This window comes from Cupriavidus sp. L7L, from assembly GCF_004353535.1.
GTDB lineage: Bacteria > Pseudomonadota > Gammaproteobacteria > Burkholderiales > Burkholderiaceae > Cupriavidus > Cupriavidus oxalaticus_A.
Map to the genome: position 1 here is coordinate 20,676 of NZ_SMNY01000023.1, position 24,121 is coordinate 44,796.

Annotated in this window: 24 protein-coding genes and 1 tRNA gene; 20 read left to right on the forward strand and 5 right to left on the reverse strand. The window is 66.3% G+C overall.

Annotation, left to right across the window (positions count from 1 at the left end):
• Positions 1-77: 77 nt before the first annotated feature.
• The gene (locus tag E1J61_RS21665) at positions 78-2,111 is read right to left on the reverse strand and encodes a diguanylate cyclase domain-containing protein (RefSeq protein WP_133096070.1); all 2,034 of its coding nucleotides are present in this window, start codon (positions 2,109-2,111) and stop codon (positions 78-80) included.
• A 553-nt stretch (positions 2,112-2,664) separates the two neighbouring features.
• Between E1J61_RS21665 and E1J61_RS21670 the strand changes: the two genes are divergently transcribed.
• The 8 genes from E1J61_RS21670 to cas5 all read left to right on the forward strand — a co-directional run bounded on the left by E1J61_RS21670 (position 2,665) and on the right by cas5 (position 6,747).
• Positions 2,665-3,000, forward strand: coding sequence for a helix-turn-helix transcriptional regulator (locus tag E1J61_RS21670; protein ID WP_133096071.1), 336 nt, complete (start codon positions 2,665-2,667; stop codon positions 2,998-3,000).
• Positions 2,997-3,479, forward strand: a complete 483-nt coding sequence (locus E1J61_RS21675; protein ID WP_133096072.1) for an ArsI/CadI family heavy metal resistance metalloenzyme — start codon at positions 2,997-2,999, stop codon at positions 3,477-3,479. The genes E1J61_RS21670 and E1J61_RS21675 overlap by 4 nt, the downstream gene beginning before the upstream one ends.
• A 9-nt stretch (positions 3,480-3,488) precedes the next feature.
• Positions 3,489-3,983: an arsenate reductase ArsC gene (locus tag E1J61_RS21680; protein WP_133096073.1), complete on the forward strand. Its 495-nt coding sequence runs from the start codon at positions 3,489-3,491 to the stop codon at positions 3,981-3,983.
• 39 nt (positions 3,984-4,022) lie between these two features.
• Entirely contained in the window at positions 4,023-4,517 is a 495-nt protein-coding gene (locus E1J61_RS21685; RefSeq protein ID WP_133096074.1) for an arsenate reductase ArsC, read from the forward strand.
• A 5-nt stretch (positions 4,518-4,522) separates the two neighbouring features.
• Positions 4,523-5,227 carry an MIP/aquaporin family protein gene (locus tag E1J61_RS21690; RefSeq protein WP_133096075.1) on the forward strand — a complete coding sequence of 235 codons (705 nt, stop codon included), beginning with the start codon at positions 4,523-4,525 and terminating at the stop codon, positions 5,225-5,227.
• Positions 5,228-5,317: 90 nt separating this feature from the next.
• Entirely contained in the window at positions 5,318-5,740 is a 423-nt protein-coding gene (arsC, locus tag E1J61_RS21695) for an arsenate reductase (glutaredoxin) (protein WP_133096076.1), read from the forward strand.
• Positions 5,737-6,501, forward strand: coding sequence for an arsenical resistance protein ArsH (arsH, locus tag E1J61_RS21700; protein WP_133096077.1), 765 nt, complete (start codon positions 5,737-5,739; stop codon positions 6,499-6,501). Before arsC ends, arsH begins: the two co-directional genes overlap by 4 nt.
• 105 nt (positions 6,502-6,606) lie before the next feature.
• Positions 6,607-6,747 (forward strand): CRISPR-associated protein Cas5, encoded by a 141-nt coding sequence (gene cas5 / locus E1J61_RS38900; protein WP_371704711.1) that lies wholly within the window; start codon positions 6,607-6,609, stop codon positions 6,745-6,747.
• Positions 6,748-6,867: 120 nt separating this feature from the next.
• Here cas5 and E1J61_RS21715 read toward each other — a convergent pair.
• The 4 genes from E1J61_RS21715 to E1J61_RS21730 form a co-directional block, all read right to left on the reverse strand.
• A tRNA-Val gene (locus tag E1J61_RS21715) sits at positions 6,868-6,942 on the reverse strand.
• Positions 6,943-7,033: 91 nt separating this feature from the next.
• On the reverse strand, positions 7,034-7,765 hold the full coding sequence (dnaQ, locus tag E1J61_RS21720; protein ID WP_133096078.1) for a DNA polymerase III subunit epsilon: 732 nt from the start codon (positions 7,763-7,765) through the stop codon (positions 7,034-7,036).
• A 59-nt stretch (positions 7,766-7,824) separates the two neighbouring features.
• Positions 7,825-8,262 carry a ribonuclease HI gene (gene rnhA / locus E1J61_RS21725; protein WP_029046361.1) on the reverse strand — a complete coding sequence of 146 codons (438 nt, stop codon included), beginning with the start codon at positions 8,260-8,262 and terminating at the stop codon, positions 7,825-7,827.
• A 65-nt stretch (positions 8,263-8,327) separates the two neighbouring features.
• Positions 8,328-9,059, reverse strand: coding sequence for a class I SAM-dependent methyltransferase (locus E1J61_RS21730; RefSeq protein ID WP_195432029.1), 732 nt, complete (start codon positions 9,057-9,059; stop codon positions 8,328-8,330).
• A 135-nt stretch (positions 9,060-9,194) separates the two neighbouring features.
• Here E1J61_RS21730 and gloB point away from each other — a divergent pair, with 135 nt between their 5' ends.
• From gloB to leuE, 12 genes are all read left to right on the forward strand, one after another.
• Positions 9,195-9,995 carry a hydroxyacylglutathione hydrolase gene (gene gloB, locus E1J61_RS21735; RefSeq protein WP_133096079.1) on the forward strand — a complete coding sequence of 267 codons (801 nt, stop codon included), beginning with the start codon at positions 9,195-9,197 and terminating at the stop codon, positions 9,993-9,995.
• 133 nt (positions 9,996-10,128) lie between these two features.
• Positions 10,129-11,823, forward strand: a complete 1,695-nt coding sequence (locus E1J61_RS21740) for a transglycosylase SLT domain-containing protein (protein ID WP_133096080.1) — start codon at positions 10,129-10,131, stop codon at positions 11,821-11,823.
• Positions 11,824-11,962: 139 nt separating this feature from the next.
• Positions 11,963-13,882, forward strand: coding sequence for a propionate--CoA ligase (locus E1J61_RS21745; RefSeq protein WP_133096081.1), 1,920 nt, complete (start codon positions 11,963-11,965; stop codon positions 13,880-13,882).
• 146 nt (positions 13,883-14,028) lie between these two features.
• On the forward strand, positions 14,029-16,383 hold the full coding sequence (locus E1J61_RS21750) for a bifunctional salicylyl-CoA 5-hydroxylase/oxidoreductase (protein ID WP_133096082.1): 2,355 nt from the start codon (positions 14,029-14,031) through the stop codon (positions 16,381-16,383).
• Positions 16,380-17,183, forward strand: a complete 804-nt coding sequence (locus tag E1J61_RS21755) for an SDR family NAD(P)-dependent oxidoreductase (protein ID WP_133096083.1) — start codon at positions 16,380-16,382, stop codon at positions 17,181-17,183. The genes E1J61_RS21750 and E1J61_RS21755 overlap by 4 nt, the downstream gene beginning before the upstream one ends.
• 25 nt (positions 17,184-17,208) lie before the next feature.
• The gene (locus tag E1J61_RS21760) at positions 17,209-18,060 is read left to right on the forward strand and encodes an enoyl-CoA hydratase family protein (RefSeq protein WP_133096084.1); all 852 of its coding nucleotides are present in this window, start codon (positions 17,209-17,211) and stop codon (positions 18,058-18,060) included.
• A 14-nt stretch (positions 18,061-18,074) separates the two neighbouring features.
• Positions 18,075-19,244: an acyl-CoA dehydrogenase family protein gene (locus E1J61_RS21765; protein WP_133096085.1), complete on the forward strand. Its 1,170-nt coding sequence runs from the start codon at positions 18,075-18,077 to the stop codon at positions 19,242-19,244.
• 49 nt (positions 19,245-19,293) lie between these two features.
• Positions 19,294-20,988: an AMP-binding protein gene (locus tag E1J61_RS21770; protein ID WP_133096086.1), complete on the forward strand. Its 1,695-nt coding sequence runs from the start codon at positions 19,294-19,296 to the stop codon at positions 20,986-20,988.
• Entirely contained in the window at positions 20,985-21,410 is a 426-nt protein-coding gene (locus E1J61_RS21775) for a thioesterase family protein (RefSeq protein ID WP_133096087.1), read from the forward strand. The genes E1J61_RS21770 and E1J61_RS21775 overlap by 4 nt, the downstream gene beginning before the upstream one ends.
• 67 nt (positions 21,411-21,477) lie before the next feature.
• Entirely contained in the window at positions 21,478-21,888 is a 411-nt protein-coding gene (locus E1J61_RS21780; protein WP_133096088.1) for a RidA family protein, read from the forward strand.
• A gap of 346 nt (positions 21,889-22,234) precedes the next feature.
• Positions 22,235-23,371: a glutamine-hydrolyzing carbamoyl-phosphate synthase small subunit gene (carA, locus tag E1J61_RS21785; RefSeq protein ID WP_133096089.1), complete on the forward strand. Its 1,137-nt coding sequence runs from the start codon at positions 22,235-22,237 to the stop codon at positions 23,369-23,371.
• Positions 23,372-23,407: 36 nt separating this feature from the next.
• Positions 23,408-24,079 carry a leucine efflux protein LeuE gene (leuE, locus tag E1J61_RS21790; protein WP_133096090.1) on the forward strand — a complete coding sequence of 224 codons (672 nt, stop codon included), beginning with the start codon at positions 23,408-23,410 and terminating at the stop codon, positions 24,077-24,079.
• Positions 24,080-24,121 lie beyond the last annotated feature (42 nt).

Below are 24,121 nucleotides of genomic sequence, written 5' to 3' on the forward strand. Positions count from 1 at the left end.
GCCGGCTGGCCGCAAGGCCTGCCTCCCGGCGCGCTGTCACCAGCAACGGGCGCCTGGTGCGCCCGTTTTTTTATCCGTCAGGCCGGCAAGCCGGCAGGCTCCTGGGACGGCGCCGATACCACCATGGAGTCGGCGTTGTCCGCAGGGGTGCAATCGCGCTGGGCAGCATAGCGCGCCTTGCCGTGCCGCTTGGCCTCGTACAGCGCCATGTCCGCGTGCATGAACAGCTCGCTGACGGTCATGGCCTGGCGCCCCTGATGCAGCGCCGAACCGACGCTGGCCGTGGCCGACAGCGAATGCCCGTCGATCACCAGCGGCATGCGCGCGGACTGCACGATGGCGTTGGCAACCGAATCCATCGCGCCGCAGTCGGATACACCGTCAAGGATCACCGCAAACTCGTCGCCGCCGATGCGCGCGACCGCGTCGCCCTTGCGCACGCAGGCGCGCAGGCGCTGCGCGAACGCCACCAGCAGGCGGTCGCCGACCGGATGGCCGTAGTTGTCGTTGACCGCCTTGAAGTCGTCCAGGTCCACCAGCAGCAGGGCCAGCGCGCGGCCGCCGGCACTCGTGCGCGCCATGCATTCCGCCAGGCGCCGGTCGAAGCCCTTGCGGTTAAGCAGGCCGGTCAGATGGTCGGAGACGGTCTGGGCCTCCAGGTTGCGCAGCTTCTGGCGCTCGTGCGTCACATTGCGCGCGAACATATGGAGCCCGACCACGGTGTCCTGGGCATCGTTCCAGGCCGGCTGGTAGGTGACTTCCATGCACTCGTTGCCATCCGGGCTTTCGCGCGTGAATGTCACCGCGCGGCCGGCGAAGGCCTGCTCGACGTATGGCTGGCAGGCCATGTATTCGTGAGTGCCCCACAACTCGCGCAAGGACAGCCCGACGATCTGCTGCGCCGGCACTCCGTAATGCTGCGCGTAGGCCTGGTTGGCGAAGGCGTAGCGCTGTTGCCGGTCGATGAAGGAGACGAAGTCCGGCACGTGGTTGGCGATGGCCTCGATGCGCTTTTCGCTCTCGGCGGCGCGGTCCTTGGCGGCCTGCAGCGCGGCCTCGCGCTCGGACAGCTGCGCCACCACCTCGGCAAAACTGGTGGCAAGCTCGCCGATCTCGTCGGCCCGGCCGGTGGGAAGATCCGCCAGCGCCGAGGGGGTGGTGGCAATCTGGCGCACGGCGCGGTGCAGCCGCTGCAGCGGCGCCAGCAGCCGGCGCATCACCAGCCACATCAGCGCGGCGGCGAACAGCAGCGATAGCCCGGCAATGACCATCGTGCGCTGGCGCACATCGACCAGCACGCCGTAGGCCTCGGCCGCCGGCAGCACGGCTACCACCTGCCAGCCGTTGGACTGCAGCAGGTGGCGCGCCACGATGGGCTGCGTCGGCCGGACCACTTCCAGCATCGAGGCGGGACGTTCGGCGCCGCAGGCCTCGTCGACCGCGCGCGCCGGCGTCAGCACGCGGCTGGGGTCGGGATGCATGGCGTAGCGCGGACTGGCGCCGGCCGACACCAGGCAGAAGCTGCCGGTATCGCCGACCCGGCTGTGCGCCAGCTCGCGCAGGAAATTGCTGGCCGACAGGTTCAGCACGCCGCCGACCACGCCGCGCAATTCGCCGTTGGGCCCGAGCAGCGGCACGGCCAGCACCATGCCCGGTGCGTTGGTCAGCTTGCCCTGGATCAGGTCCGACACCGCCAGCGGCTGGCCGCGCAGGACATCACGGAAATAGTCGCGGTCGTCCACCCGCAGGCGCACGTTGTCCGGCACGGCGGTGCTGAACACCAGCTGGCCGTCAGGAGCGGCAAGGAAGATGCCGTTGAACTGGTCCGGCATGTCGACCATGCCTTCGGCGGCACGTCGCAGCTCCGCCGGCCTGGCTGCGAGCATCGGCGACAGCTGCCGGGCTACACGGCGCAACGTCGCGGCCCGGCTTTGCACCTTTTCGTCCAGTTGCTCCGCCACCAGTTCGACCAGCGTGTCCTGCTGTTGCTGCCGCAGGTGCTTGAGGCTGTCGTAGGCGTAGTACTGGGCGTACAGGGCGCGCAGCACGATGATCAGCGTCACCACACCCGCCGTGGCGAACGCCATCCGGTACTTCAAAGAGTGCTGCATGATTGACGTCTTTCTTGTGCGCACTGACCCGTGTCCCGGTCCGGGGCTTATCTTGCCTGCCTCGCCCATTGCCGAGCCACGCGTTCAAGATTAGCAGATGTCAAGGGAGAATTCGAAACTGTTTGCAACAGATCAGGGGGTTGTTGCAGGTGTGCGGAAAGGCGCGATTAAGGGTGCATCTCGCGCCTCCCAGAAGTGAGGCGCGGCAGGCGCAAAAGAAAAAAGCCAGCGCGAGGCTGGCTTTCCCTGAATGCTGGTGGGTGGTACAGGGATTGAACCTGTGACCCCTGCCGTGTGAATCGGAATCATTGCCCTTAATTTACAACAGGTTAGCAAAAAGGCCTTTGCGAAACAAGAGTTTACGTTGGCGCTCGTGAGCAGGTGGGAGTTCAAGTTGGCTTTTCGTATGTGGCGCTATTGTGGCATGCCGCATTCCCCTCACTTCCGTGCCATATGCGCTTGTTCGCCGTAGCAACCGAGCTGAAAGAGAGAGTCGCCAGGGGACACAGAAATTTCACTTTACAGAATTCTATAATTCGAATATTTTCGAAAAATGGAAACCGACCACGCCCTTGAAGCGCTCGCCGCGCTCGCCCATTCGATACGCCTGTCCGTGTTCCGGCTGCTGGTGCAGGCCGGTCCCGCGGGACTTCCCGCCGGCCGGATTGCCGAGCTGATGGCAATGCCGGCGTCCTCCCTCTCCTTTCATCTGAAGGAGTTGCACCGCGCCAAGCTGCTATCCAGTAGGCAGGACGGTCGTTCAATTATTTACATGGCTCATTTCGAGACCATGAACAGATTGCTGGGTTACCTCACGGAGAACTGCTGCAGTGGCAATCCGTGCTCGCCTGTGTCCACCTGTTCCGTCGCCTTGGAGCCCAAATCATGAAGCGCTTCCACGTTCACGTCAGCGTCGCCGATCTCTCTGCCAGTATTCGCTACTACTCAGCCCTCTTCGCAGCCGAGCCAACGGTCGTGAAAGTGGACTATGCGAAGTGGATGCTGGAGGATCCCCGCGTGAACTTCGCCATCTCGGCCCGTGGCGCGGAGACTGGCGTCGACCACCTCGGATTTCAGACAGACGACGCGGCCGAACTGGCCGAACTGAAGCAGCGAGCCGAAGCAGCCGACATGGCGTTGCTCGACGAAGGTGAGACCACCTGCTGCTATGCGAAAAGCGAGAAGTACTGGGTCACGGACCCCCAAGGCATCGCGTGGGAGCACTTCCATACCTTGGGCAATGTGCCGGTGTACGGCGAATCCCGAAAAGTCGACGCTGCTGGCCAGGAGTCGGCCTGTTGCGCCCCCCGAGCTCCGAAGGGCAAGCCGATCGGCATTGCGGTCAACGCCAAGCCTTCCTGCTGCTAAGGGTCCGTCATGAACGAAAAGACCTACAACGTGCTGTTCATCTGCACCGGCAATTCGGCACGCTCGATTTTGTCGGAAGGGTTGATGAACCATCTGGGCAAGGGGAGCTTCCGCGCCTATTCGGCCGGCAGTCATCCGACTGGCGTAGTCAATCCCCTCGCACTGGCGGCACTAGCTCGCCACGGGCTGGACACGACCACCTTTCGCAGCAAGAGCTGGGATGAGTTCTCACAAGACGGGGCGCCGAAACTCGATTTTGTCTTCACGGTGTGCGACAAGGCAGCGGGCGAAGTTTGTCCGGTATGGCCAGGCCAGCCGATGACAGCGCACTGGGGCGTCCCCGACCCGGCTGCCTGTGAGGGTACCGAGGCCCAGAAGCAGCAAGCCATCAACGACGCAACCATTACGCTCAAGCGCCGTATCGAATTGTTCCTGTCATTGCCGCTTCCGAAGCTGGACGCCGTCGCACTTCAGAAGGCTGTTAAGGACATCGGGAGACAGTGATACGCATTCCCTCCGCATCTGACTATTTCGTAGCGCCCCATGACCACCAACGTACTGATTTTGTGTACCCACAACTCGGCCCGCAGTGTGCTGAGCGAAGGAATGTTGAACCATCTGGCCAAGCAGTTTGGCCGCGATGTGCGCGCCTATAGCGCCGGAAGCTCGCCCAGCGGACGCATCAATCCGTTCGCCATCGAGGTGCTTGGCAATGCTGGCGTCGACGTCAGCGACTTCCGCAGCAAGAGCTGGGATGAATTTGTCGGCGAGAATGCCCCTGAGATGCGGGTGGTCATCACCGTGTGCGACAGTGCCGCCGCAGAGGCGTGCCCGTATTGGCCGGGCAGCCCGGTGAAGGTGCATTGGGGCTACCCTGACCCGTCGAACACGGAAGGCGGCGACGAAAAGAAGCGGCAGGCTTTCGAGCTGACCCGGCAGGCCATCGGCTACCGCATGCTGCAACTGCTGACGCTGCCGCTGGACACGCTGAGCAATGCGGAACTGCAGGACCACCTTAACCGTATCTCGCAAAGCTGAGCGTCATGGTCGATCTGCGTAACAGACTGGGCGCCGAAGCCTTGGGAACGGCGCTGCTGCTGGCCATCGTCATCGGCTCGGGCATCATGGCAGAGCGGCTTGCCGGCGGCAATGTCGCCGTCGCCCTGCTGGCCAACACGGCGGCCACGGTCGGTGGCTTGTACATCTTGATTGAAGTCTTTGGCCCGATCAGCGGCGCGCACTTCAATCCAGCCGTCAGCGCGGTCATGGTGGCGCGAGGTGAACTGCCTGGCGCGGCGCTGCTGCCATACATCGCCGCCCAGCTCGTAGGCGCGGTGCTGGGGGCTTGGCTCGCCCATGCCATGTTTGACATGACGATCCTGCAGCTTTCCACCAAGGTCCGCAGCGGTCCGGGGCAATGGATTGCTGAAACCGTTGCGACCGCCGGCCTGCTTTTGGTGATTCTGCGCGCCCCGAACGGGCGCGCCTCTGCCATGGTGGCGGCCTATATCGGCTCGGCATACTGGTTCACCGCATCCACCTCGTTTGCCAATCCCGCAGCCGCGTTCGGGCGCATGTTCAGCGACAGCTTTGCGGGCATCGCACCGGCGAGCGTGCCGGGATTCATGCTGGCGCAATGTCTCGGCGCGGCCATCGGGCTGGGGCTGCATCGGCTGCTTGAGCCGCGTGCGTTACCCCACGGCCACCCAAATGTCATCGAAGCCTCCGGCGAGCACCAGGCAGACTGACGCTGACCGGAATCGGGGCGCCACTCTTGCCGCCTTGGTTGGAATCCTTTCAACTGCCTGCAACCAGATACCAACTGAACCCGGGAAACCATGTCCGTCACCATCTATCACAACCCCGCCTGCGGCACATCGCGCAACACACTGGCCATGATCCGCAATGCGGGTATCGCGCCGAATGTCATCGAATATCTGAGCACGCCGCCTGACCGACAGACGTTGCAACAGATGATTAGCCTTGCGGGCCTCACAGTTCGTGAAGCCATCCGCGAAAAGGGTACGCCCTACGCCGAACTGGGCTTGTCCGACCCGGCCCTGACCGATGAGCAGTTGCTCGAAGCGATGCTGGCCCATCCGATCCTGATCAACCGGCCGTTCGTCATCACAGAGCGGGGCGTGCGGCTGTGCCGGCCATCGGAACTCGTGCTCGACATCCTGCCCTCGCCACAGCAAGGTGCCTTCACCAAGGAGGATGGCGAAGCCGTCATCGACGCGCAAGGCCGGAGGGTCAAATGACCATGGCGCTGCCTAACGTTATCCCGGCCGTGCTCGATACCCCGGACCTGAACAAGCTGGAACCGGTGCGCGTCAGCACGCATCCACCGCGAATCCTGCTGCTCTATGGCTCGCTGCGCGAAACGTCTTATAGCCGGCTGCTGGTGCAGGAAGCCGAGCGGATCCTGCAGCATTTCGGCGCGGAGACGCGCGTGTTCGATCCGCATGACCTTCCGGTGTGCGACAGTGTTCCCGCCGATCACCCCAAAGTGGTTGAACTGCGCAAGCTCTCGGAGTGGTCGGAAGGCCAAGTGTGGTGCAGTCCCGAGCGGCACGGCACGCTGACCGCGGTTTTCAAGAACCAGATCGACTGGCTGCCCCTGGAGATCGGATCCATCCGACCGACTCAGGGTCGCACGCTCGCGGTGATGCAGGTCTGCGGCGGCTCGCAGTCGTTCAACGCGGTCAACGCGCTACGCGTGCTGGGGCGCTGGATGCGCATGGTGACGATTCCCAATCAGTCATCGGTAGCCAAGGCATACCAGGAGTTCGACACGAACGGCCGCATGAAGCCGTCCTCCTACTATGACCGGGTGGTCGACGTCATGGAGGAACTGTACAAGTTCACTCTGCTGGTGCGTGATCGCAGCGACTATCTGACGGACCGCTATAGCGAACGCAAGGAAGCGGCGCCTGCGAACGTCGCCGCGCTCGCCGCGGCCGCCATGAGCCATGAACGGGACGCGCAGGTCACCGACACAGATAGCGGCGAAGTCGAATAAAAAAACGGACGGGATGGCCATGGAGCCAACGAGTCGTGTGATTGCCAGCCAATCTCAGCACGCCTAACAGTACGGCCCACCCGCTGCTTTCGGCCCGCATCGCTGCTGCGCTTCACCCTGCGGGTGCCATCGCGTTCGGCATTGTTGGGGCTGCTCTGGCTTGCCCGACTCTTGCAGCGAGCCCGGCTCAAGTACCCCCCAGGCCGCCATCGAAGACCTCGATGCCCGCCCCGGACGGGGCATTGATCGCAAGCAGGTCACTAGCCTCGCGCTGTCAGACTGGATCGCCACCGGACAAATCGCGGGGTTAGTGTGTCCTAACCCCAGAAATGAGAAAAGCCAGCGCGAGGCTGGCTTTCCGTGTTCTGGTGGGTGGTACAGGGATTGAACCTGTGACCCCTGCCGTGTGAAGGCAGTGCTCTACCGCTGAGCTAACCACCCCTTTCTGCATCGTCGTTGCCGTCGTGCAGCGGAGAAATGAGATTATGCAGGGCTCCCTGTATCTTGTAAAGCCCTTTTCCCAACTTTTTGTTCAGGCGGCCATCGTGCCGGGTTCCTCGGCCGTGGCTTCCTGCCATACCGTCTTGCCGCCGCTGGCCTTGTCCAGGCCCTTGAGCAGATCGAAATGGGCTTCCAGTTCCGCCTCGGTGGCGCGCAGCACCGGCAGTACCAGCCGAGAGAGGTCGGCCGTAGCGGTGGCCCCGCCTGCGCCAGTGCCGCTTTCCATGGTGTCGATTACCAGCGAATCCTGGCCGCGGGTCATTGCCAGGTAGACCTCTGCCAGCAATTCCGCATCGAGCAATGCGCCGTGCAGCGTGCGGTGCGCGTTGCTGATCCCCAGCCGGTCGCACAGGGCGTCGAGGGAGTTGCGCTTGCCGGGGAACATCTGCCGCGCTTCGCGTAGCGTATCGATCACGTTGCCGACATGCTCGCGGAAGGGAGGCATGCCCAGCAGCTGGAATTCCATGTCGAGGAAGCCCAGGTCGAACTGCGCGTTGTGGATGATCAGCTCGGCATCTGCGACGAATTCGCGGATCTCGTGCACGACCTCGGCAAAGCGGGGTTTGTCCGCCAGGAACTCGACCGTGATGCCGTGGACGGCGATCGCGCCTTCGTCGATGTCGCGCTCCGGGTTGACATAGAAGTGCAGGTGGCGCCCCGTCAGGCGGCGGTTAAGCAGCTCCACGCAGCCGATTTCGATCAGGCGGTCGCCGGTGGCGGCATTCAGGCCGGTGGTTTCGGTGTCGAGAACGATTTGTCGCATGGCGGGCATTCTAGCGGAGCGGCATTGCCCCGCGGTTCTTGTTGTGGCGTTGCGGCGGTTCAGCGGCCGATCGATTCGACGCCGCGGTTGGCCAGCGCATCGGCGCGCTCGTTGCCGGGATGACCGTTGTGGCCGCGCACCCAGTGCCACGAGATCTGGTGTCCCTGGGTCAGCGCGTCGAGTTCCTGCCACAGGTCGGCGTTCTTCACCGGCTTCTTGTCGGCGGTCTTCCAGCCGCGGGCTTTCCAGCCGGGCAGCCATTCGCTGATGCCTTTCTGGACATATTGCGAGTCGGTGTAGACCCGCACGGTGCAGGGCCGCTTGAGCGCGCGCAGCGCTTCGATCACCGCGGTCATCTCCATGCGGTTGTTGGTAGTGTTGGGCTCGCCGCCGAACAGTTCTTTTTCATTGGTGCCGGCGACGAGCACCGCACCCCAGCCGCCGCGGCCGGGATTGCCTTTGCAGGCGCCGTCGGAGTAGATCGTGACTTCTTGCATGGAATTCCGTTGGGGGCCGGCCGCGCAGCGCGGCCGGCGCATGGGTTGTCCGCCGTGGCTCCGGCTCAGTGGTCGTCGCCGGGCGTCTTGCCGTGGGTGCCGGTGGGCGTTGCCACGGGCGTTGCCACCGGTGCCAGCGCCGGCTTGGCTTTCCACGCAGGGCCGACCAGTCGTATGTTGCGCACGCGCTTGATCGCCGAGATCATATAGACCGCGCCGAAGATCGGCCACCAGCGGTCGCCGGCCTTTTCCATGAAGGCGGTGCGCTGCAGCCAGCGCTCGGTGCGATAGGGCGGGCAGTAGCAGCCGAAGCGGCCGCGGATGATATCGAAGCCGAGCAGCTTGAGCCAGTCCTTGATGCGCACGAAGCCGATCTGCTGCGCATCGGTCGGCAGGAAGGGCGTGGCGCCGAGCCGGTTCATGCCCTGGCGCGCGCCCCACAGGCTCATCGGGTTGAAGCAGGTGACCACCACGCGCCCTTCGGGCATCAGCACGCGCGAGACTTCGCGCAGCACTTCGTGCGGGTCTTCGGCAAACTCCAGGATATGGGGCAGGGTTACCAGGTCTACGCTCTGCGTGTCGAACGGCAGCTCGTCGAAGCGGCACAGCAGCTGGCGCGCGTCCGGATGTGCCGCGCGCGGCCCGTGCGGCCCGCTGGCCGGATCCAGCGCCAGCGCCGAGAACGGCATCCGGTTCTCGCGCAGGGTATCGACGTACGGCATGCCCAGCTGTACGGCGTGGTAGCCGAAGATGTCCGCCACGGTGCGGTCGTACTGTTGCGCTTCCCAGCGCAGCATGTACTTGCCGGGCGGCGAGGCCAGCCAGTCTTCCCAGCTTACAATCGGGCCATTGGGACCATTGGGGCCGTTCAGGCCGCGCTGGCCGTACTCGCCGTTCCGGCGATTGGGACGATTGGACATAGGAGCATGCGCATGTTGAAGGTTGAGCCGATCCCGGCGTTCCAGGATAACTATATCTGGGCCATTCACGATGGGCATCATGCCGCCGTGGTCGATCCCGGCGAGTCGGCGCCGGTGGAGCAATTTCTGGCGCAGCGGGGGCTGGCTCTGGGCGCTATTGTAATCACCCATCACCACGGCGATCACCAGGGCGGCGTTGCCGGCCTGCTGGCGGCACACCCGAGCACGCCATCGGGCGCGCCGATGCCGGTGCTCGGGCCCGCCGGCGAACGTATCGGCGGACGCACCCGGGCGCTGCGCGAAGGCGACGAGGTGACACTGGCCGAGCCCGCGGTGACGTTGCGGGTGCTGGACGTACCCGGGCATACCGCCGGCCATATCGCCTATGTGGGCGACCTGGGCGAAGCGGGCCGCGCCGTGTTCTGCGGCGACACGCTGTTCGCCAGCGGCTGCGGGCGCCTCTTCGAGGGCTCGCCGGCGCAGATGCTGGCGTCGCTGGACAAGCTGGCGGGCCTGCCGGGCGACACCCGCGTCTACTGCGCCCACGAGTACACGCGCAGCAACGTGCGCTTTGCCCGGGCGGTCGAGCCGGATAATGCCGCGCTGGCGGCGTGGGAGCAGCGCGTCGATGCGCTGCGTGCCGCGGACACGCCTACGTTGCCGACCACCATCGCCCACGAGCGCGAGGTCAACCCGTTCCTGCGCTCGCGCGAGCCGTCGGTTCGCGCAGCGGTGTCGGCGCACGGCGGTGCCACCGACAGCGATGCCAAGGCATTTGGCGCGCTGCGCGGGTGGAAGGACAATTTCCGCTAAATTAAAGGCAGGCCCGGCCGAAAACCCTTGCGGGTCAAGGCTTTCGGGGCGCTACCTAGAAAAATCTGATTGACGCGATAGGCCGTTTTTTTTAGCATCACGCATCCTTTTAGCGTCACGATTCGAGAACTTAATGAAAATTGGTCGATTACTGGCGGTAGTTGCGTGTGCGGCGCTGCTTGCAGCCTGCGCCAGCACCCCTACGCCGCCTGACGCCGATGCCAACGGCGCGACCGCCCAGACTGCCAGGCGCCAGGATCCGCTCAATTCGCTCAGCGGCAAGTCGGCGCTGTCATCCTCTTCCACCATCAATGTCGACCAGGGCGGCCTGGACTGGCTGCGCGGCCCGTCCAACGATATCTGGGACCGGATCCGGCGCGGCTTTGCCATGCAGGACCTGGAGGGCACGCTGGTCGATGACCGCACCCAGTGGTATGCGCAGCGCCCGGAATACATGGAGCGCATGGTCGGGCGGTCGAGCCGCTACCTGTACCACATCGTCGAGGAATTGGAACGCCGCAAGATGCCGACCGAGCTGGCGCTGCTGCCGTTCGTCGAGAGCGCGTTCAACCCGCAGGCCCAGTCCAGCGCCAAGGCCGCCGGCATGTGGCAGTTCATCCCCAGTACGGGCAAGTCATACAACCTGAAGCAGAACATGTTCCGCGACGAGCGCCGCGATGTGCTGGCCTCGACCGATGCCGCACTGGACTATCTGCAGCGGCTCTATGACATGTTCGGCGACTGGCACCTGGCGCTGGCCGCGTACAACTGGGGCGAGGGCGCGGTGTCGCGCGCGATCGCGCGCAACCAGGCGCGCGGGCTGCCGACCGACTACGCCAGCCTGACCATGCCCAACGAGACGCGCTACTACGTGCCGAAGCTGCAGGCGGTCAAGAACATCATCGCCAACCCGGCCATCTATGGCGTCAGGCTGCCGGAGATCCCGGACCATCCGTACTTCGTCACGGTGACCACGTCGCGCGATATCGACGTGAACCTTGCCGCCAAGCTGGCGGACATGACGCTGGAAGAGTTCAAGGCGCTGAACCCGTCGTTCAACCGCCCGGTGATCCTGGGGGCATCCAACCCGCAGATCCTGCTGCCGTTCGACAATGCCGAGCGCTTCCAGTACAACCTGAACACCTACCGCGGCGGGCTGTCGAGCTGGACCGCGGTCACGGTGGACGGGCGCGAGCGCGTCGAGTCGCTGGCGGCGCGGCTCAATGTCGATGCCGACACGCTGCGCGAAATCAACAGCATTCCCAAGGGCATGCGCCTGAAGGCCGGCTCGACCGTGATGATCCCGCGTTCGGGCCGCCACGACCAGGACATCAGCGCGAGCCTGGCCGACACCGCCATGCTGGCGATGGAGCCCGACCTGCCCGACGCGCGCCGCGTGGTGGTGCGTGCAAGCCGGCGTGATACGGTGACGTCGGTGGCGCGGCGCTACGGCGTGTCGCCGGGCCAGGTGCAGTCCTGGAACAAGCTGTCCGGCACCAAGCTGGTGGCAGGGCAGAGCCTGGTGCTGATGGTGCCGGTGCGCGGTGCCGGCGCGGTCCGCGCGGCGCGTGCCGAACGGGCCGACCGGGCCGAGCGCGAAGACCGCGCCGAGCGCGCCGAACGTGGCAGCAAGGGCGGAATCGTGCGCGTCTCGACACAGGGGGGCAAGGCCGAGCCGCGCAAGCGCATCACTGTGGAAGCCTCCCCGCGCCGCGGTACCAAGGCGGCGCCGACGGCCAAGGTGGCGCGCGAGGCCAAGGCGGCCCCGGTGAAGGCATCGGCCAAGTCCAGCGTCAAGGCCAGCAGCAAGGGCAGCAAGGCGCGCTGAGCCCAGGGCTTGAGAGCAAAAAGGCGTGCCGGCGGCACGCCTTTTTTGCATCTGCCGTGTGCATCGGCCGGGGGCGGCACCCCTCTGAATCCCGTTTCCCCCACGCCCGTGCCGGTGGCAAACTACCCTCATCATCACAATGACCGCAGACGCGGAGGAGACTGCCATGACGGCAAGCCATGCCGTGCATGCCCGTTCGCTGGCCGACCCGCAGGGGTTCTGGGCCGAACAGGCGGCACGCATCGATTGGGAAACTCCCTTCGATCAGGTGCTCGACAACAGCCACGCGCCGTTCACCCGCTGGTTCGTGGGCGGACGCACCAACCTGTGCCACAACGCGGTAGACCGCCACCTGGCGGCGCGCGCCAGCCAGCCCGCCTTGCACTGGGTTTCGACCGAAGTCGACCAGTCCCGCAGCTACTCCTATGCCGAGCTGCACGACGAGGTCAACCGCATGGCGGCGATCCTGCAGGGGCTCGGGGTGCAGAAGGGCGACCGCGTACTGGTCTACATGCCGATGATCCCGCAGGCTGCGTTTGCGATGCTGGCGTGCGCGCGCATCGGCGCGATCCATTCAGTGGTGTTCGGCGGCTTTGCCTCGGTGAGCCTGGCGGCACGGATCGACGACGCCCGCCCGCGCGTGGTGATCAGCGCCGACGCCGGCTCGCGCGCCGGCAAGGTCGTGCCGTACAAGCCGCTGCTGGACGAGGCCATCCGGCTGTCGTCGCACCAGCCGGAGAAGGTGCTGCTGGTCGACCGCCAGCTGGCCGACATGCCGCGCACCGAAGGCCGCGATGAAGACTACGCCACCTGGCGCGACCGCGTGGCCGGCGCGCAGGTGCCGTGCGCATGGCTGGAGTCGAGCGAGCCGTCGTATGTGCTCTACACCTCCGGCACCACCGGCAAGCCCAAGGGCGTGCAGCGCGATACCGGTGGCTACGCGGTGGCGCTGGCCACGTCGATGGAATACATCTTCTGCGGCAAGCCGGGCGACACCATGTTCACGGCCTCGGATATCGGCTGGGTGGTCGGCCACAGCTATATCGTCTACGGGCCGCTGCTGGCCGGGATGACCACGCTGATGTACGAAGGCACGCCGATCCGCCCGGACGGCGGCATCCTGTGGCGGCTGGTCGAGCAATACCGGGTCAACCTGATGTTCAGCGCCCCCACCGCGATCCGCGTGCTGAAGAAGCAGGACCCGGCCTGGCTGACCCGCTACGATCTGTCCAGCCTGCGCCTGCTGTTCCTGGCCGGCGAGCCGCTGGACGAGCCCACCGCGCGCTGGATCCAGGACGGCCTGGGCAAGCCGGTGGTCGACAATTACTGGCAGACGGAGTCGGGCTGGCCGATCCTGGCGATCCAGCGCGGCATCGAGCCGCTGCCGCCCAAGCTGGGCTCGCCGGGCGTGCCGGCCTACGGCTACGACCTGAAGATCGTCGACGAGAACACCGGCGAGGAATGCCCGCCCAACCAGAAGGGCGTGGTCGCGATCGACGGGCCGCTGCCGCCCGGCTGCATGAGCACGGTGTGGGGCGACGATGACCGCTTCGTGCGCACCTACTGGGAGGCGGTGCCGAACCGGCTGTGCTATTCCACCTTTGACTGGGGCGTGCGCGACGAGGACGGCTATGTCTTTATCCTCGGCCGCACGGACGATGTGATCAATGTCGCCGGCCACCGGCTGGGCACGCGCGAGATCGAGGAAAGCCTGTCTTCGAACGCCGCCGTGGCCGAGGTGGCGGTGGTGGGCGTGCAGGATGCGCTCAAGGGCCAGGTGGCGATGGCGTTCTGCATCGCGCGCGATCCGGCCCGCACCGCAACGCCGCAGGAGCGGCTGGCGCTGGAAGGCGACCTGATGAAGACGGTGGAACAGCAACTCGGCGCCGTGGCGCGGCCGGCGCGGGTATTGTTTGTCAATGCGCTGCCCAAGACGCGTTCGGGCAAGCTGCTGCGGCGCGCCATGCAGGCCGTGGCGGAGGGGCGCGACCCGGGCGACCTGACCACCATCGAAGATCCGGGTGCGCTGGAGCAGATCCAGGCGGCGCTGAAGGGATGAAGGGTTGAAGCGGTCGACGGTGCGGAGTGCGTGGCGAGGCACTCCGCACCGAATGCTTGCCTTATCTCGTGATGCAATCTAATATTTGAAGCATAAAATATTTAGACATGATCTACATGACGGCACGGCCGGCAGGAGATGAAGCGATGCGAGTGCTTTGTATTGGCGGCGGCCCCGCCGGACTGTACTTCGGCCTGTTGATGAAACTGCAGGACCCGGCTAACGAAGTGATCGTGGTCGAGCGCAACCGGCCGTACGACACCTTCGGCTGGGGCGTGGTGTTCTCCGATGCCACCATGGACAACCTGAAGCAAGCCGATCCGGTGAGCGCCGACGAGATCAACGCCGCCTTCAACCACTGGGACGACATCGACATCCATATCGGCGGGCGCACCATCCGTTCCGGCGGCCATGGCTTTATCGGCATCGGCCGCAAGCGCCTGCTCAACATCCTGCAGGCGCGCTGCGAAGCGCTCGGCGTCAGGCTGGTGTTCGAAAACGATGTCACCGACGACCAGGCGCTGGCGATGCAATACCAGGCTGACCTGGTAATCGCCTCGGATGGCCTGAACAGCCGCATCCGCACCCGCTACGCCGAGACCTTCCAGCCCGACATCGATACGCGCCAGTGCCGCTTCGTCTGGCTGGGCACGCACAAGCTGTTCGACGCCTTCACCTTCGCCTTCGAGAAGACCGAGCACGGCTGGTTCCAGGCGCATGCCTACCGCTTCGACGACAACACCTCGACCTTTATCGTCGAAACACCGGAATCGGTCTGGCGCGCCGCCGGCATCGACGAGATGAGCCAGGAAGAGGGCGTGGCGTATTGCGAGAAGCTGTTTGCGCGCTACCTCGACGGCAACAAGCTGATTACCAACGCGGCGCACCTGCGCGGCTCGGCGATCTGGATCCGCTTCCCGCGCGTGATCTGCCGCCAGTGGGTGCATTGGAACACGCTGCCGGACGGTCGCCGCGTGCCCGTAGTGCTGATGGGCGATGCCGCGCACACGGCGCACTTCTCGATCGGTTCCGGCACCAAGCTGGCACTGGAAGATGCGATCGACCTGGCCGAAGAGATCCGCGGCAGCGGCCACGACGGCCTGCCTGATGCGCTGGCGCGCTATGAAGCCACGCGCGGCGTGGAAGTGCTGAAGATCCAGAATGCCGCGCGCAACTCGACCGAGTGGTTCGAGAACGTCGAGCGCTACGCCGGCAGCTTGCCGCCGGAGCAGTTCGCCTATTCGCTGCTGACGCGTTCGCAGCGCATCTCGCACGAGAACCTGCGCGTGCGCGACGCCGATTATGTGGCGCAATTCGAGCACTGGCTGGCGCAACAGGCCGGCGTGCCGCAGCAAAGCCTGAAGCTGCGCGAGCATGAGCCGTTGCCGCCGATGTTCACGCCGTTCCGGCTGCGCGGCGTCACGCTGAAGAACCGCGTGGTGGTGTCGCCGATGGCGATGTACTCCTGCACCGACGGCATGCCGGGCGACTTCCACCTGGTTCACCTCGGTTCGCGCGCCCTGGGCGGCGCCGGCATGGTGGTGGCGGAAATGACCTGCGTGTCGCCCGATGCGCGCATCACGCCGGGCTGCCCGGGCTTGTGGAACGATGAGCAGCGCGACGCATGGAAGCGCGTCGTCGATTTCGTCCATGCCAACAGCGATGCGCGCATCGCCATGCAGATCGGCCACTCGGGCCGCAAGGGGTCGACGCAACTTGGCTGGGAAGCGATGGACCATCCGCTGCCGCAGGGCAACTGGCCGGTGATGTCGGCCTCGCCGCTGCCGTACCTGCCCGGCGAGTCGCAGACCCCGCGCGAGATGACGCGGGACGACATGGACCGCGTGCGCGACGACTTCGTGGCCAGCGCGCGGCGCGCGGCCGAAGCGGGCTTCGACTGGCTCGAGCTGCACTGCGCCCACGGCTACCTGCTGTCGAGCTTTATCTCGCCGCTGACCAATACGCGCAACGACGAATACGGCGGCTCGCTTGCGGCGCGCTTGCGCTATCCGCTGGAGGTGTTCGAGGCCGTGCGCGCGGTATGGCCGCAGGACAAGCCGATGTCGGTGCGCATCTCGGCGCACGACTGGGTCGAAGGCGGCATCACGCCCGACGACGGCGTCGAAATCGCCCGCGCCTTCAAGGCCGCCGGCGCCGACATGATCGATTGCTCGTCGGGGCAGGTCAGCCCGGACCAGGCGCCGGTCTATGGCCGCATGTACCAGACCCCGTTCGCCGATCGCATCCGCAACGAGGCGGGCATCGCCACCATCGCCGTGGGCGCGATCTTCGAGGCCGATCATGTCGACTCGATCATCGCCGCGGGCCGCGCCGACCTGTGCGCGATCGCGCGGCCGCACCTGGCCAACCCGGCGTGGACGCTGCAGGAAGCCGCGCGCATCGGCTACCGCGACATCAACTGGCCCAAGCAGTACCTGGCGGGCAAGCGGCAACTGGAAACCAATCTCGAACGCGCCGCGGCGCAGGAGAAGCAGGCATGACGGGCAGTATGGCGACACTGGCCGGCAGGCACGCGCTGGTCACCGGCGGCGGGCGCGGCATCGGCGCAGCGATCGCGCGGCGGCTGCTGGCCGACGGCGCCAGCGTCACGCTGCTGGGGCGCGATGCCGGCACGCTGCAAGCGACGGTGCAAGTCCTGCGCGAGCAGGCACCGGCAGGCGCCAACGTTTCGTTCGTCACGGCCGATATCGCCGATGCCGGCAGCGTAGCGCGCGCCTTTGCCGCGGCCACGGAGCAGGCTGGTCCGGTATCGATGCTGGTCAACAACGCCGGGCAGGCGCACAGCGCCCCCTTCATGAAGACCGATGCCGCGCTGTGGCAGCGCATGCTCGACGTCAACCTGACCGGCACCTTCCTGTGCACGCAGGCCGCACTGCCGGCGATGCTCGAAGCCGGCTGGGGCCGCATCGTCAACGTGGCCAGCACCGCCGGGCTGATCGGCTACGGCTACGTCAGCGCCTATTGCGCGGCCAAGCATGGCGTGATCGGACTGACGCGCGCGCTGGCGCTGGAGACCGCGGCCAAGGGCGTGACCGTCAACGCGGTTTGCCCGGGCTACACCGAGACCGACATCGTGCGCGACGCCGTCGCCAACATCGTCGGCAAGACCGGCCGCAGCGAGGACCAGGCGCGCGCCGAACTGGCCGCGCGCAACCCGCAGCGGCGACTGGTGCAACCCGAGGAGGTGGCCGACGCCGTGGCATGGCTGTGCCAGCCGTCCGCCGGCGCGATCACCGGGCAGGCGATCCCGGTGGCCGGCGGCGAAGTGATGGCGGGCTGACAAGACAAGGACCTGAGAGAGAACCATGACTGAAATCGCACTCGACATGCGCCACCACAAGCGCAGCTTCGCGGGCTACGAACCGCGGCACTTCCTGTGGTCGGTGTCCGACGACGGCAAGGTCGGCACCATCACGCTGAACCGGCCGGAGCGCAAGAACCCGCTGACGTTCGACTCCTATGCCGAGCTGCGCGACCTGTTCCGCGCGCTGTGCTACGCCAGCGACATCAAGGCGGTGGTGGTCACCGGCGCCGGCGGCAATTTCTGCTCGGGCGGCGACGTGCACGAGATCATCGGGCCGCTGACGCAGATGACCATGCCCGAACTGCTCGACTTCACGCGCATGACCGGCGACCTGGTCAAGGCGATGCGCGCGTGCCCGCAGCCTGTGATCAGCGCGGTCGACGGCATCTGTGCCGGCGCGGGCGCGATGATGGCGCTGGCTTCGGACATGCGGCTGGGCACGGCGCAAGCCAGGACCGCGTTCCTGTTCGTGCGCGTTGGGCTGGCTGGCGCCGACATGGGCGCGTGCTCGCTGCTGCCGCGCGTGATCGGACAGGGGCGTGCCAGCGAGCTGCTCTATACCGGCCGCGCCATGAACGCGGAGGAGGGGCTGCAGTGGGGCTTCTTCAATGCGCTGCATCCGTCCGAGGCCGTGCTGGCACAGGCGCAGGCACTGGCCGCGCAGCTCGCCGCCGGGCCGACCTTCGCCCACGGCGTGACCAAGAAGCTGCTGCACCAGGAATGGAACATGGGGCTGGACGAGGCCATCGAAGCCGAAGCCGAGGCCCAGGCCATCTGCATGCAGACGCGCGATTTCCGCCGCGCCTACGATGCCTTCGTGGCCAAATCGAAGCCGGTGTTCGAAGGCGACTGAGCCAGGGAGCCGCGATGTCAGACAAGACCTATCTCGACCTGCCGCTGTTCGACGACGCGCACCGCACGCTGGAGCGCGAGCTTGACGCCTGGTGCGCGCAGCACCTGCATGTCGACCACGGCGATGCCGATGCCGCCTGCCGCGCCCTGGTGCGCCAGCTCGGCGAAGCGGGCTGGCTGCGCTATTGCGTGCCGGCCACGCACGGTGGCGCGTTGCCCGCGCTCGACTCACGCGCGCTGTGCCTGCTGCGCGAGACGCTGGCGCGCCATGACGGCCTGGCCGACTTTGCCTTCGCGATGCAGGGGCTGGGCTCGGGCGCGATCTCGATTGCCGGCAGCGAAGCGTTGCGCGCGCAATACCTGCCGCGCGTGGCGCGCGGCGAAGCGATCGCCGCCTTTGCCCTGTCCGAGCCCGAGGCCGGTTCCGATGTCGCGGCGATGCAATGCAGCGCGCGGCTGTCGGAAGACGGCAAGCACTATGTGATCGACGGCACCAAGACCTGGATCTCCAATGGCGGCATCGCGGACTTTTATTGCGTGTTCGTGCGCACCGGCGAAGCGCCGGGCGCGCGCGGCATCTCGGCCTTCGTGGTCGATGCCGACACGCCGGGCCTGACCATCGCCGAGCGCATCGACGTGATCGCGCCGCACCCGCTTGCCACGCTGCGCTTCGACAACTGCCGCGTGCCGGTCGGCAACCGGCTGGGCGAGGCGGGGCAGGGCTTCAAGGTGGCGATGATGACGCTCGACATCTTCCGCGCCTCGGTGGCGGCGGCTGCATTGGGCTTCGGGCGCGCCGCGCTGGACGATGCGCTGGCGCGTGCCTGCGAGCGGCCGATGTTCGGCGGCGTGCTGGCCGACCTGCAACTGACGCAGGCCGCCATCGGCGACATGGCAACGGCCATCGACGCGGCGGCGCTGCTGACCTATCGCGCGGCCTGGCTGCGCGACGTCAGGAAAGAGCGCACCACGCGCGAAGCGGCGATGGCCAAGATGGTCGCGACCGAGAACGCGCAGCAGGTCATCGACCGCGCGGTGCAGATGTTCGGCGGCCTCGGCGTCAAGGTCGGCACGCGCGTGGAAAGCCTGTACCGCGAGATCCGCTCGCTGCGCATCTACGAAGGCGCCACCGAGGTGCAGAAGCTGATCATCGCCCGCGAAACACTGGCCGGCCGGAAGGCCTGAGCCATCCGCCCGGAACTGCCGTACCGACAGAGCAGACAGGAGACAAGCCATGGCGCCCACCGCCCACCTCGATACCTTCGCCCGCGACCGCCTGCCGCCGCCCGAGCAGTGGCCGGTGTTCCGCTTCAATGCCGACACTGACTACCCGGCGCGGATGAACTGCGCGGTGGAACTGGTCGATCGCCACGTGCGCGAAGGCCGCGGCGAGCGCATCGCCATTCGCCATCGCCCTGCGAGTCAAGCAGGCCAGGCGGGCCAGATCGAGACGGTCACCTACGCGCAACTGGCGGCGCTGGTCAACCGCATCGCCCATGTGCTGGTCGAGGACATGGCGCTGGTGCCCGGCAACCGTGTGCTGCTGCGCGGGCCCAACAACCTGATGATGGCCGCAAGCTGGCTCGCCACCATCAAGGCCGGCCTGATTGCCGTGCCGACCATGCCGCTGCTGCGCGCCAGGGAACTGAAGCAGGTCATCGACAAGGCGCAGGTCACCGCGGCGCTGTGCGATGCGCGGCTGCGCGAGGACCTAGACGCCAACCAGCGCCCCGGCGGCGCATACCATTGCCCGACCCTGGCGCGCGCGCTGTATTTCAACGGCACCGGCGAGGGTTCGCTGGAAGCCGCGATGGCGGGCAAGCCCGACAGCTTCGATGCCTGCGACACCGCCAGCGACGATATCTGCCTGATTGCCTTCACCAGCGGCACCACCGGACAGCCCAAGGGCACCATGCATTTCCACCGCGACGTGCTGGCCATGTGCGACCTGTTCCCGCGCCATGTGCTGCGCTCCGTGCCGGACGATATCTTCTGCGGCACGCCGCCGATCGCCTTCACGTTCGGGCTGGGCGGCATGCTGTGCTTTCCGTTGCGCATCGGCGCCAGCACGGTGCTGGCGGAGAAGCTCACGCCGGAATCGCTGCTGGAGCTGATCCACGACTTCCGCGCCACCATCGTCTTCACCGCGCCCACGTTCTACCGGCAGATGGCGGCGCTGGCGCCGCGCTTCGATATCTCCAGCCTGAGGCATAGCGTATCGGCCGGCGAGGCGTTGCCGGACGCCACGCGCCAAGGCTGGAAGGCCGCTACCGGCATCGAGATGACCGACGGCATCGGCGGCACCGAGATGATGCATATCTTTATCTCCAGCGCCGGTGCCGAAGTCAGGCCGGGTGCCATTGGCAAGGTGGTGCCCGGCTACGTGGCGCAGATCGTCGACGACGAGATGCGGCCGCTGCCTCCGGGGCAGGTGGGCAAGCTGGCGGTGCAGGGCCCGACCGGCTGCCGCTACCTGGACGACCCGCGCCAGGCCAACTACGTGAAGGCGGGCTGGAACCTGCCGGGCGATACCTTCACGGTCGACGCAGACGGCTATTACTTCTACCAGGCGCGCTCCGACGACATGATCATCTCGGCCGGCTACAACATCGCCGGCCCCGAGGTGGAGAGCACGCTGATGCAGCACGAATCGGTGGCCGAGTGCGGCGTGGTCGGCGCACCCGACGACGGGCGTGGGCAGGTGGTCATGGCCTACGTGGTGCTGCGCGAGGGCGTGCCCGCGGACGACGCCACGCGCACCGCGCTGCAGGACTACGTCAAGCGCCAGATCGCGCCGTACAAGTATCCGCGCCGCATCGAGTTCGTGCCGGCGCTGCCGCGCACCGAGACCGGCAAGCTGCAGCGCTTCCGGTTGCGCCAGATGGCGGAGCAGGGCAATGGCGGCAACCACGGTGGGAGCAAATCATGAGCCCGGTCTTCCGCAGCACCGTCCTGGTGCGCTTCAAGCACTGCGACGCGGCCGGGATCGTGTTCTACCCGCGCTACTTCGAGATGCTCAACGACTTCATCGAAGACTGGTTCGGCGAAGCGCTGGGCTGGCCCTTCGACGTCATGCACGGCGAGGGCCGGGCCGGCGTGCCGACCGCGGAGCTGGAATGCCGCTTCCTGGCGCCGAGCCGGCTGGGCGAGGTGCTCACGCGCGAACTGCGCGTGCTCAAGCTCGGCCAGTCCAGCTTCACGCTGGCGATCCGCTTTGCCGGCCCGCACGACGATACCCGCATGGAAGTGACGCAGCGGCTGGTCTGCGTCGACACCGGCTCGATCGCGCCGCAGCCGTTGCCGGAGGCCGTGCGCCAGGCCATGGCGGCCTACCTGGTGGCAACGGCCTGACTGGCCGGCTACCGCATTCCCGACGGAATTCCCGATCCATCAATCAGAAAGCAAAAGGACATCAACCATGAAAATCCTGCAGCCGCCCGACTGGGCGCCCCCGCGTGGCTACGCCAACGGCATGATGGCCGAGATCCAGGCCGGCAGCCGCCTGCTCTTTGTCAGCGGCCAGATCGGCTGGAACGGCAAGTGCGAGTTCGAGACCGACGATTTCGGCCTGCAGGTGGCGCAGGCGCTGCGCAATGTGGTCGACGTGCTGGCCGCCGGCGGGGCGAAGCCGGAACATATCGCGCGCATGACCTGGTATGTGAAGGACAAGGCGGAATATGTCGGTGCCTATGGGGCGATCGGCCAGCACTACCGCGCCATCATTGGCCGGCACTTTCCGGCGATGACGGCGGTGGAGGTGGCCGACCTCGTCGAGCCGCGCGCCAAGGTGGAAATCGAGGTGACGGCGGTCGTGCCGCCGGATGCGTAACGGGGTCTGCACACCGCCGGACCTGGGCGCGGGCACCGGCGGGCCGGGTGCCCGCGGCGGCGCCCGCGTGATGCAAGTCCTTGAAAACTTGAGAAATTGGGTGGCGCGGGATATAATTCGAAAGTTTCGCTTTCAGAACCCTTCACCCTAGCGCCAACCGCTTTCCACCTTCCGCCGCCCCCATCCGCGCCGCCTTTGCCGTTCGCACCTGATGTGATGCAAAGAGCATGCCGCGACCGGATCCGACCGCATCGGCGCAATGCCGCTGCCGACGTCACGGATCCAGCCTGGGAGGCACGAGGCGTCGATTGGTCGGTCACGGGGTGAGTCCAGCAGGAGCCTACCCGTGTTACCGTCTTTTCCGTCCGCCATTCTCGCGCTAGCAGACGGCACGGTCTTTCGTGGCTATTCCATTGGCGCTTCCGGCCATACCATCGGTGAAGTGGTGTTCAACACCGCCATCACCGGTTACCAGGAAATCCTCACCGACCCGAGCTATTCGCGGCAGATCGTCACGCTGACGTATCCGCATATCGGCAACTACGGTGTCAATCCTGAGGATGTCGAAGCCACGAAAGTCCATGCCGCCGGCCTGATCATCAAGGATCTGCCGATCCTGGCCTCCAATTTCCGCAAGGAACACACCCTCGCGCACTACCTGAAGCAGGAAAAGGTGGTGGCGATCGCCGGCATCGATACCCGCAAGCTGACCCGCATCCTGCGCGAGAAGGGCGCCCAGAACGGCTGCATCCTGGCCGGCGAGGACAACGTGCAGAAGGCCATCGACCTGGCCCGCTCGTTCCCCGGCCTGGCCGGCATGGACCTGGCCAAGGTGGTCTCGGTCAAGGAACCGTACGAGTGGACCCAGTCCGAGTGGGCGCTGGGCGAAGGCTACGGCAAGCAGGACAAGCCGCAGTTCCACGTGGTTGCCTATGACTATGGCGTCAAGTTCAACATCCTGCGCATGCTGGCCGAGCGCGGCTGCAAGGTGACGGTGCTGCCGGCCCAGGCCACCGCCGCCGACGCGCTGGCGCTGAATCCGGACGGCGTGTTCCTGTCCAACGGCCCCGGCGACCCCGAGCCGTGCGACTACGCCATCGCCGCCACGCGCGAGTTCATCGAGCGCGGCATCCCGACCTTCGGCATCTGCCTGGGCCACCAGATCATGGCCCTGGCCGTCGGCGCCAAGACGCTGAAGATGAAGGCCGGCCACCACGGCGCCAACCACCCGGTCAAGGACCTGGAGGATGGCCGCGTGATGATCACGTCGCAGAACCACGGTTTCGCGGTCGATGCCGACACGCTGCCCGCCAACGCGCGCGTGACCCACGTGTCGCTGTTCGACGGCACGCTGCAGGGCTTCGCGCTGACCGACAAGCCGGCGTTCTGCTTCCAGGGTCACCCGGAAGCCTCGCCTGGCCCGAACGACGTGGCTTACCTGTTCGACCGCTTCATCCAGCACATGACCGACGCGCGCAAGTAAGCGCCCCCGGACAGCGCAGGACCACGGGACTCCCCTATGAACGCATTCATGCAAACCGCCTTCGGCATCACCGATTTCTGGACCTACCTGCTCGGCACGATCTTTATCGTGCTGCTGCCGGGGCCGAACTCGATGTACGTGCTGTCGGTGGCGGCGCAGCGCGGCGTGCGCGCCGGCTACAAGGGCGCGTGCGGGGTGTTCCTGGGCGATTTCGTGCTGATGGTGCTGTCGGCGGCGGGCGTGGCCTCGCTCCTGAAGGCCAGCCCGGCGCTGTTCTACGTGGTGAAGTACATCGGTGCGGCCTACCTGGCGTGGATCGGCTTCAGCATGCTGCGCGGCGCGGTGCGCAACTGGGCCGCGCGCGGCGATGCGGCCGCGACTGCGCCCGTGGGCAAGGCCGACCAGTCCGACCCGTTCCGCAAGGCGTTGCTGATCAGCCTGCTGAACCCGAAGGCGATCCTGTTCTTCATTTCGTTCTTCATTCAGTTCGTCGATCCGGCCTTCGCCTATCCGGCGCTGTCGTTCTCCGTGCTGGGTGTGGTTGCCCAGCTATGCAGCTTCGCCTACCTGACCACGATCATTTTCGTGGGCGCGACGCTGGCCGATGCGTTCCGGCGCCGCCGGCGCCTGTCGGCGGGCATGTCGAGCGGGGTGGGCGCGATGTTCATCGGCTTCGGCGCCAAGCTGGCCACGGCCACCATGAACTAACCGCAGCGGCGGACAGACTGACATTTTCGAATCCCGACGGAT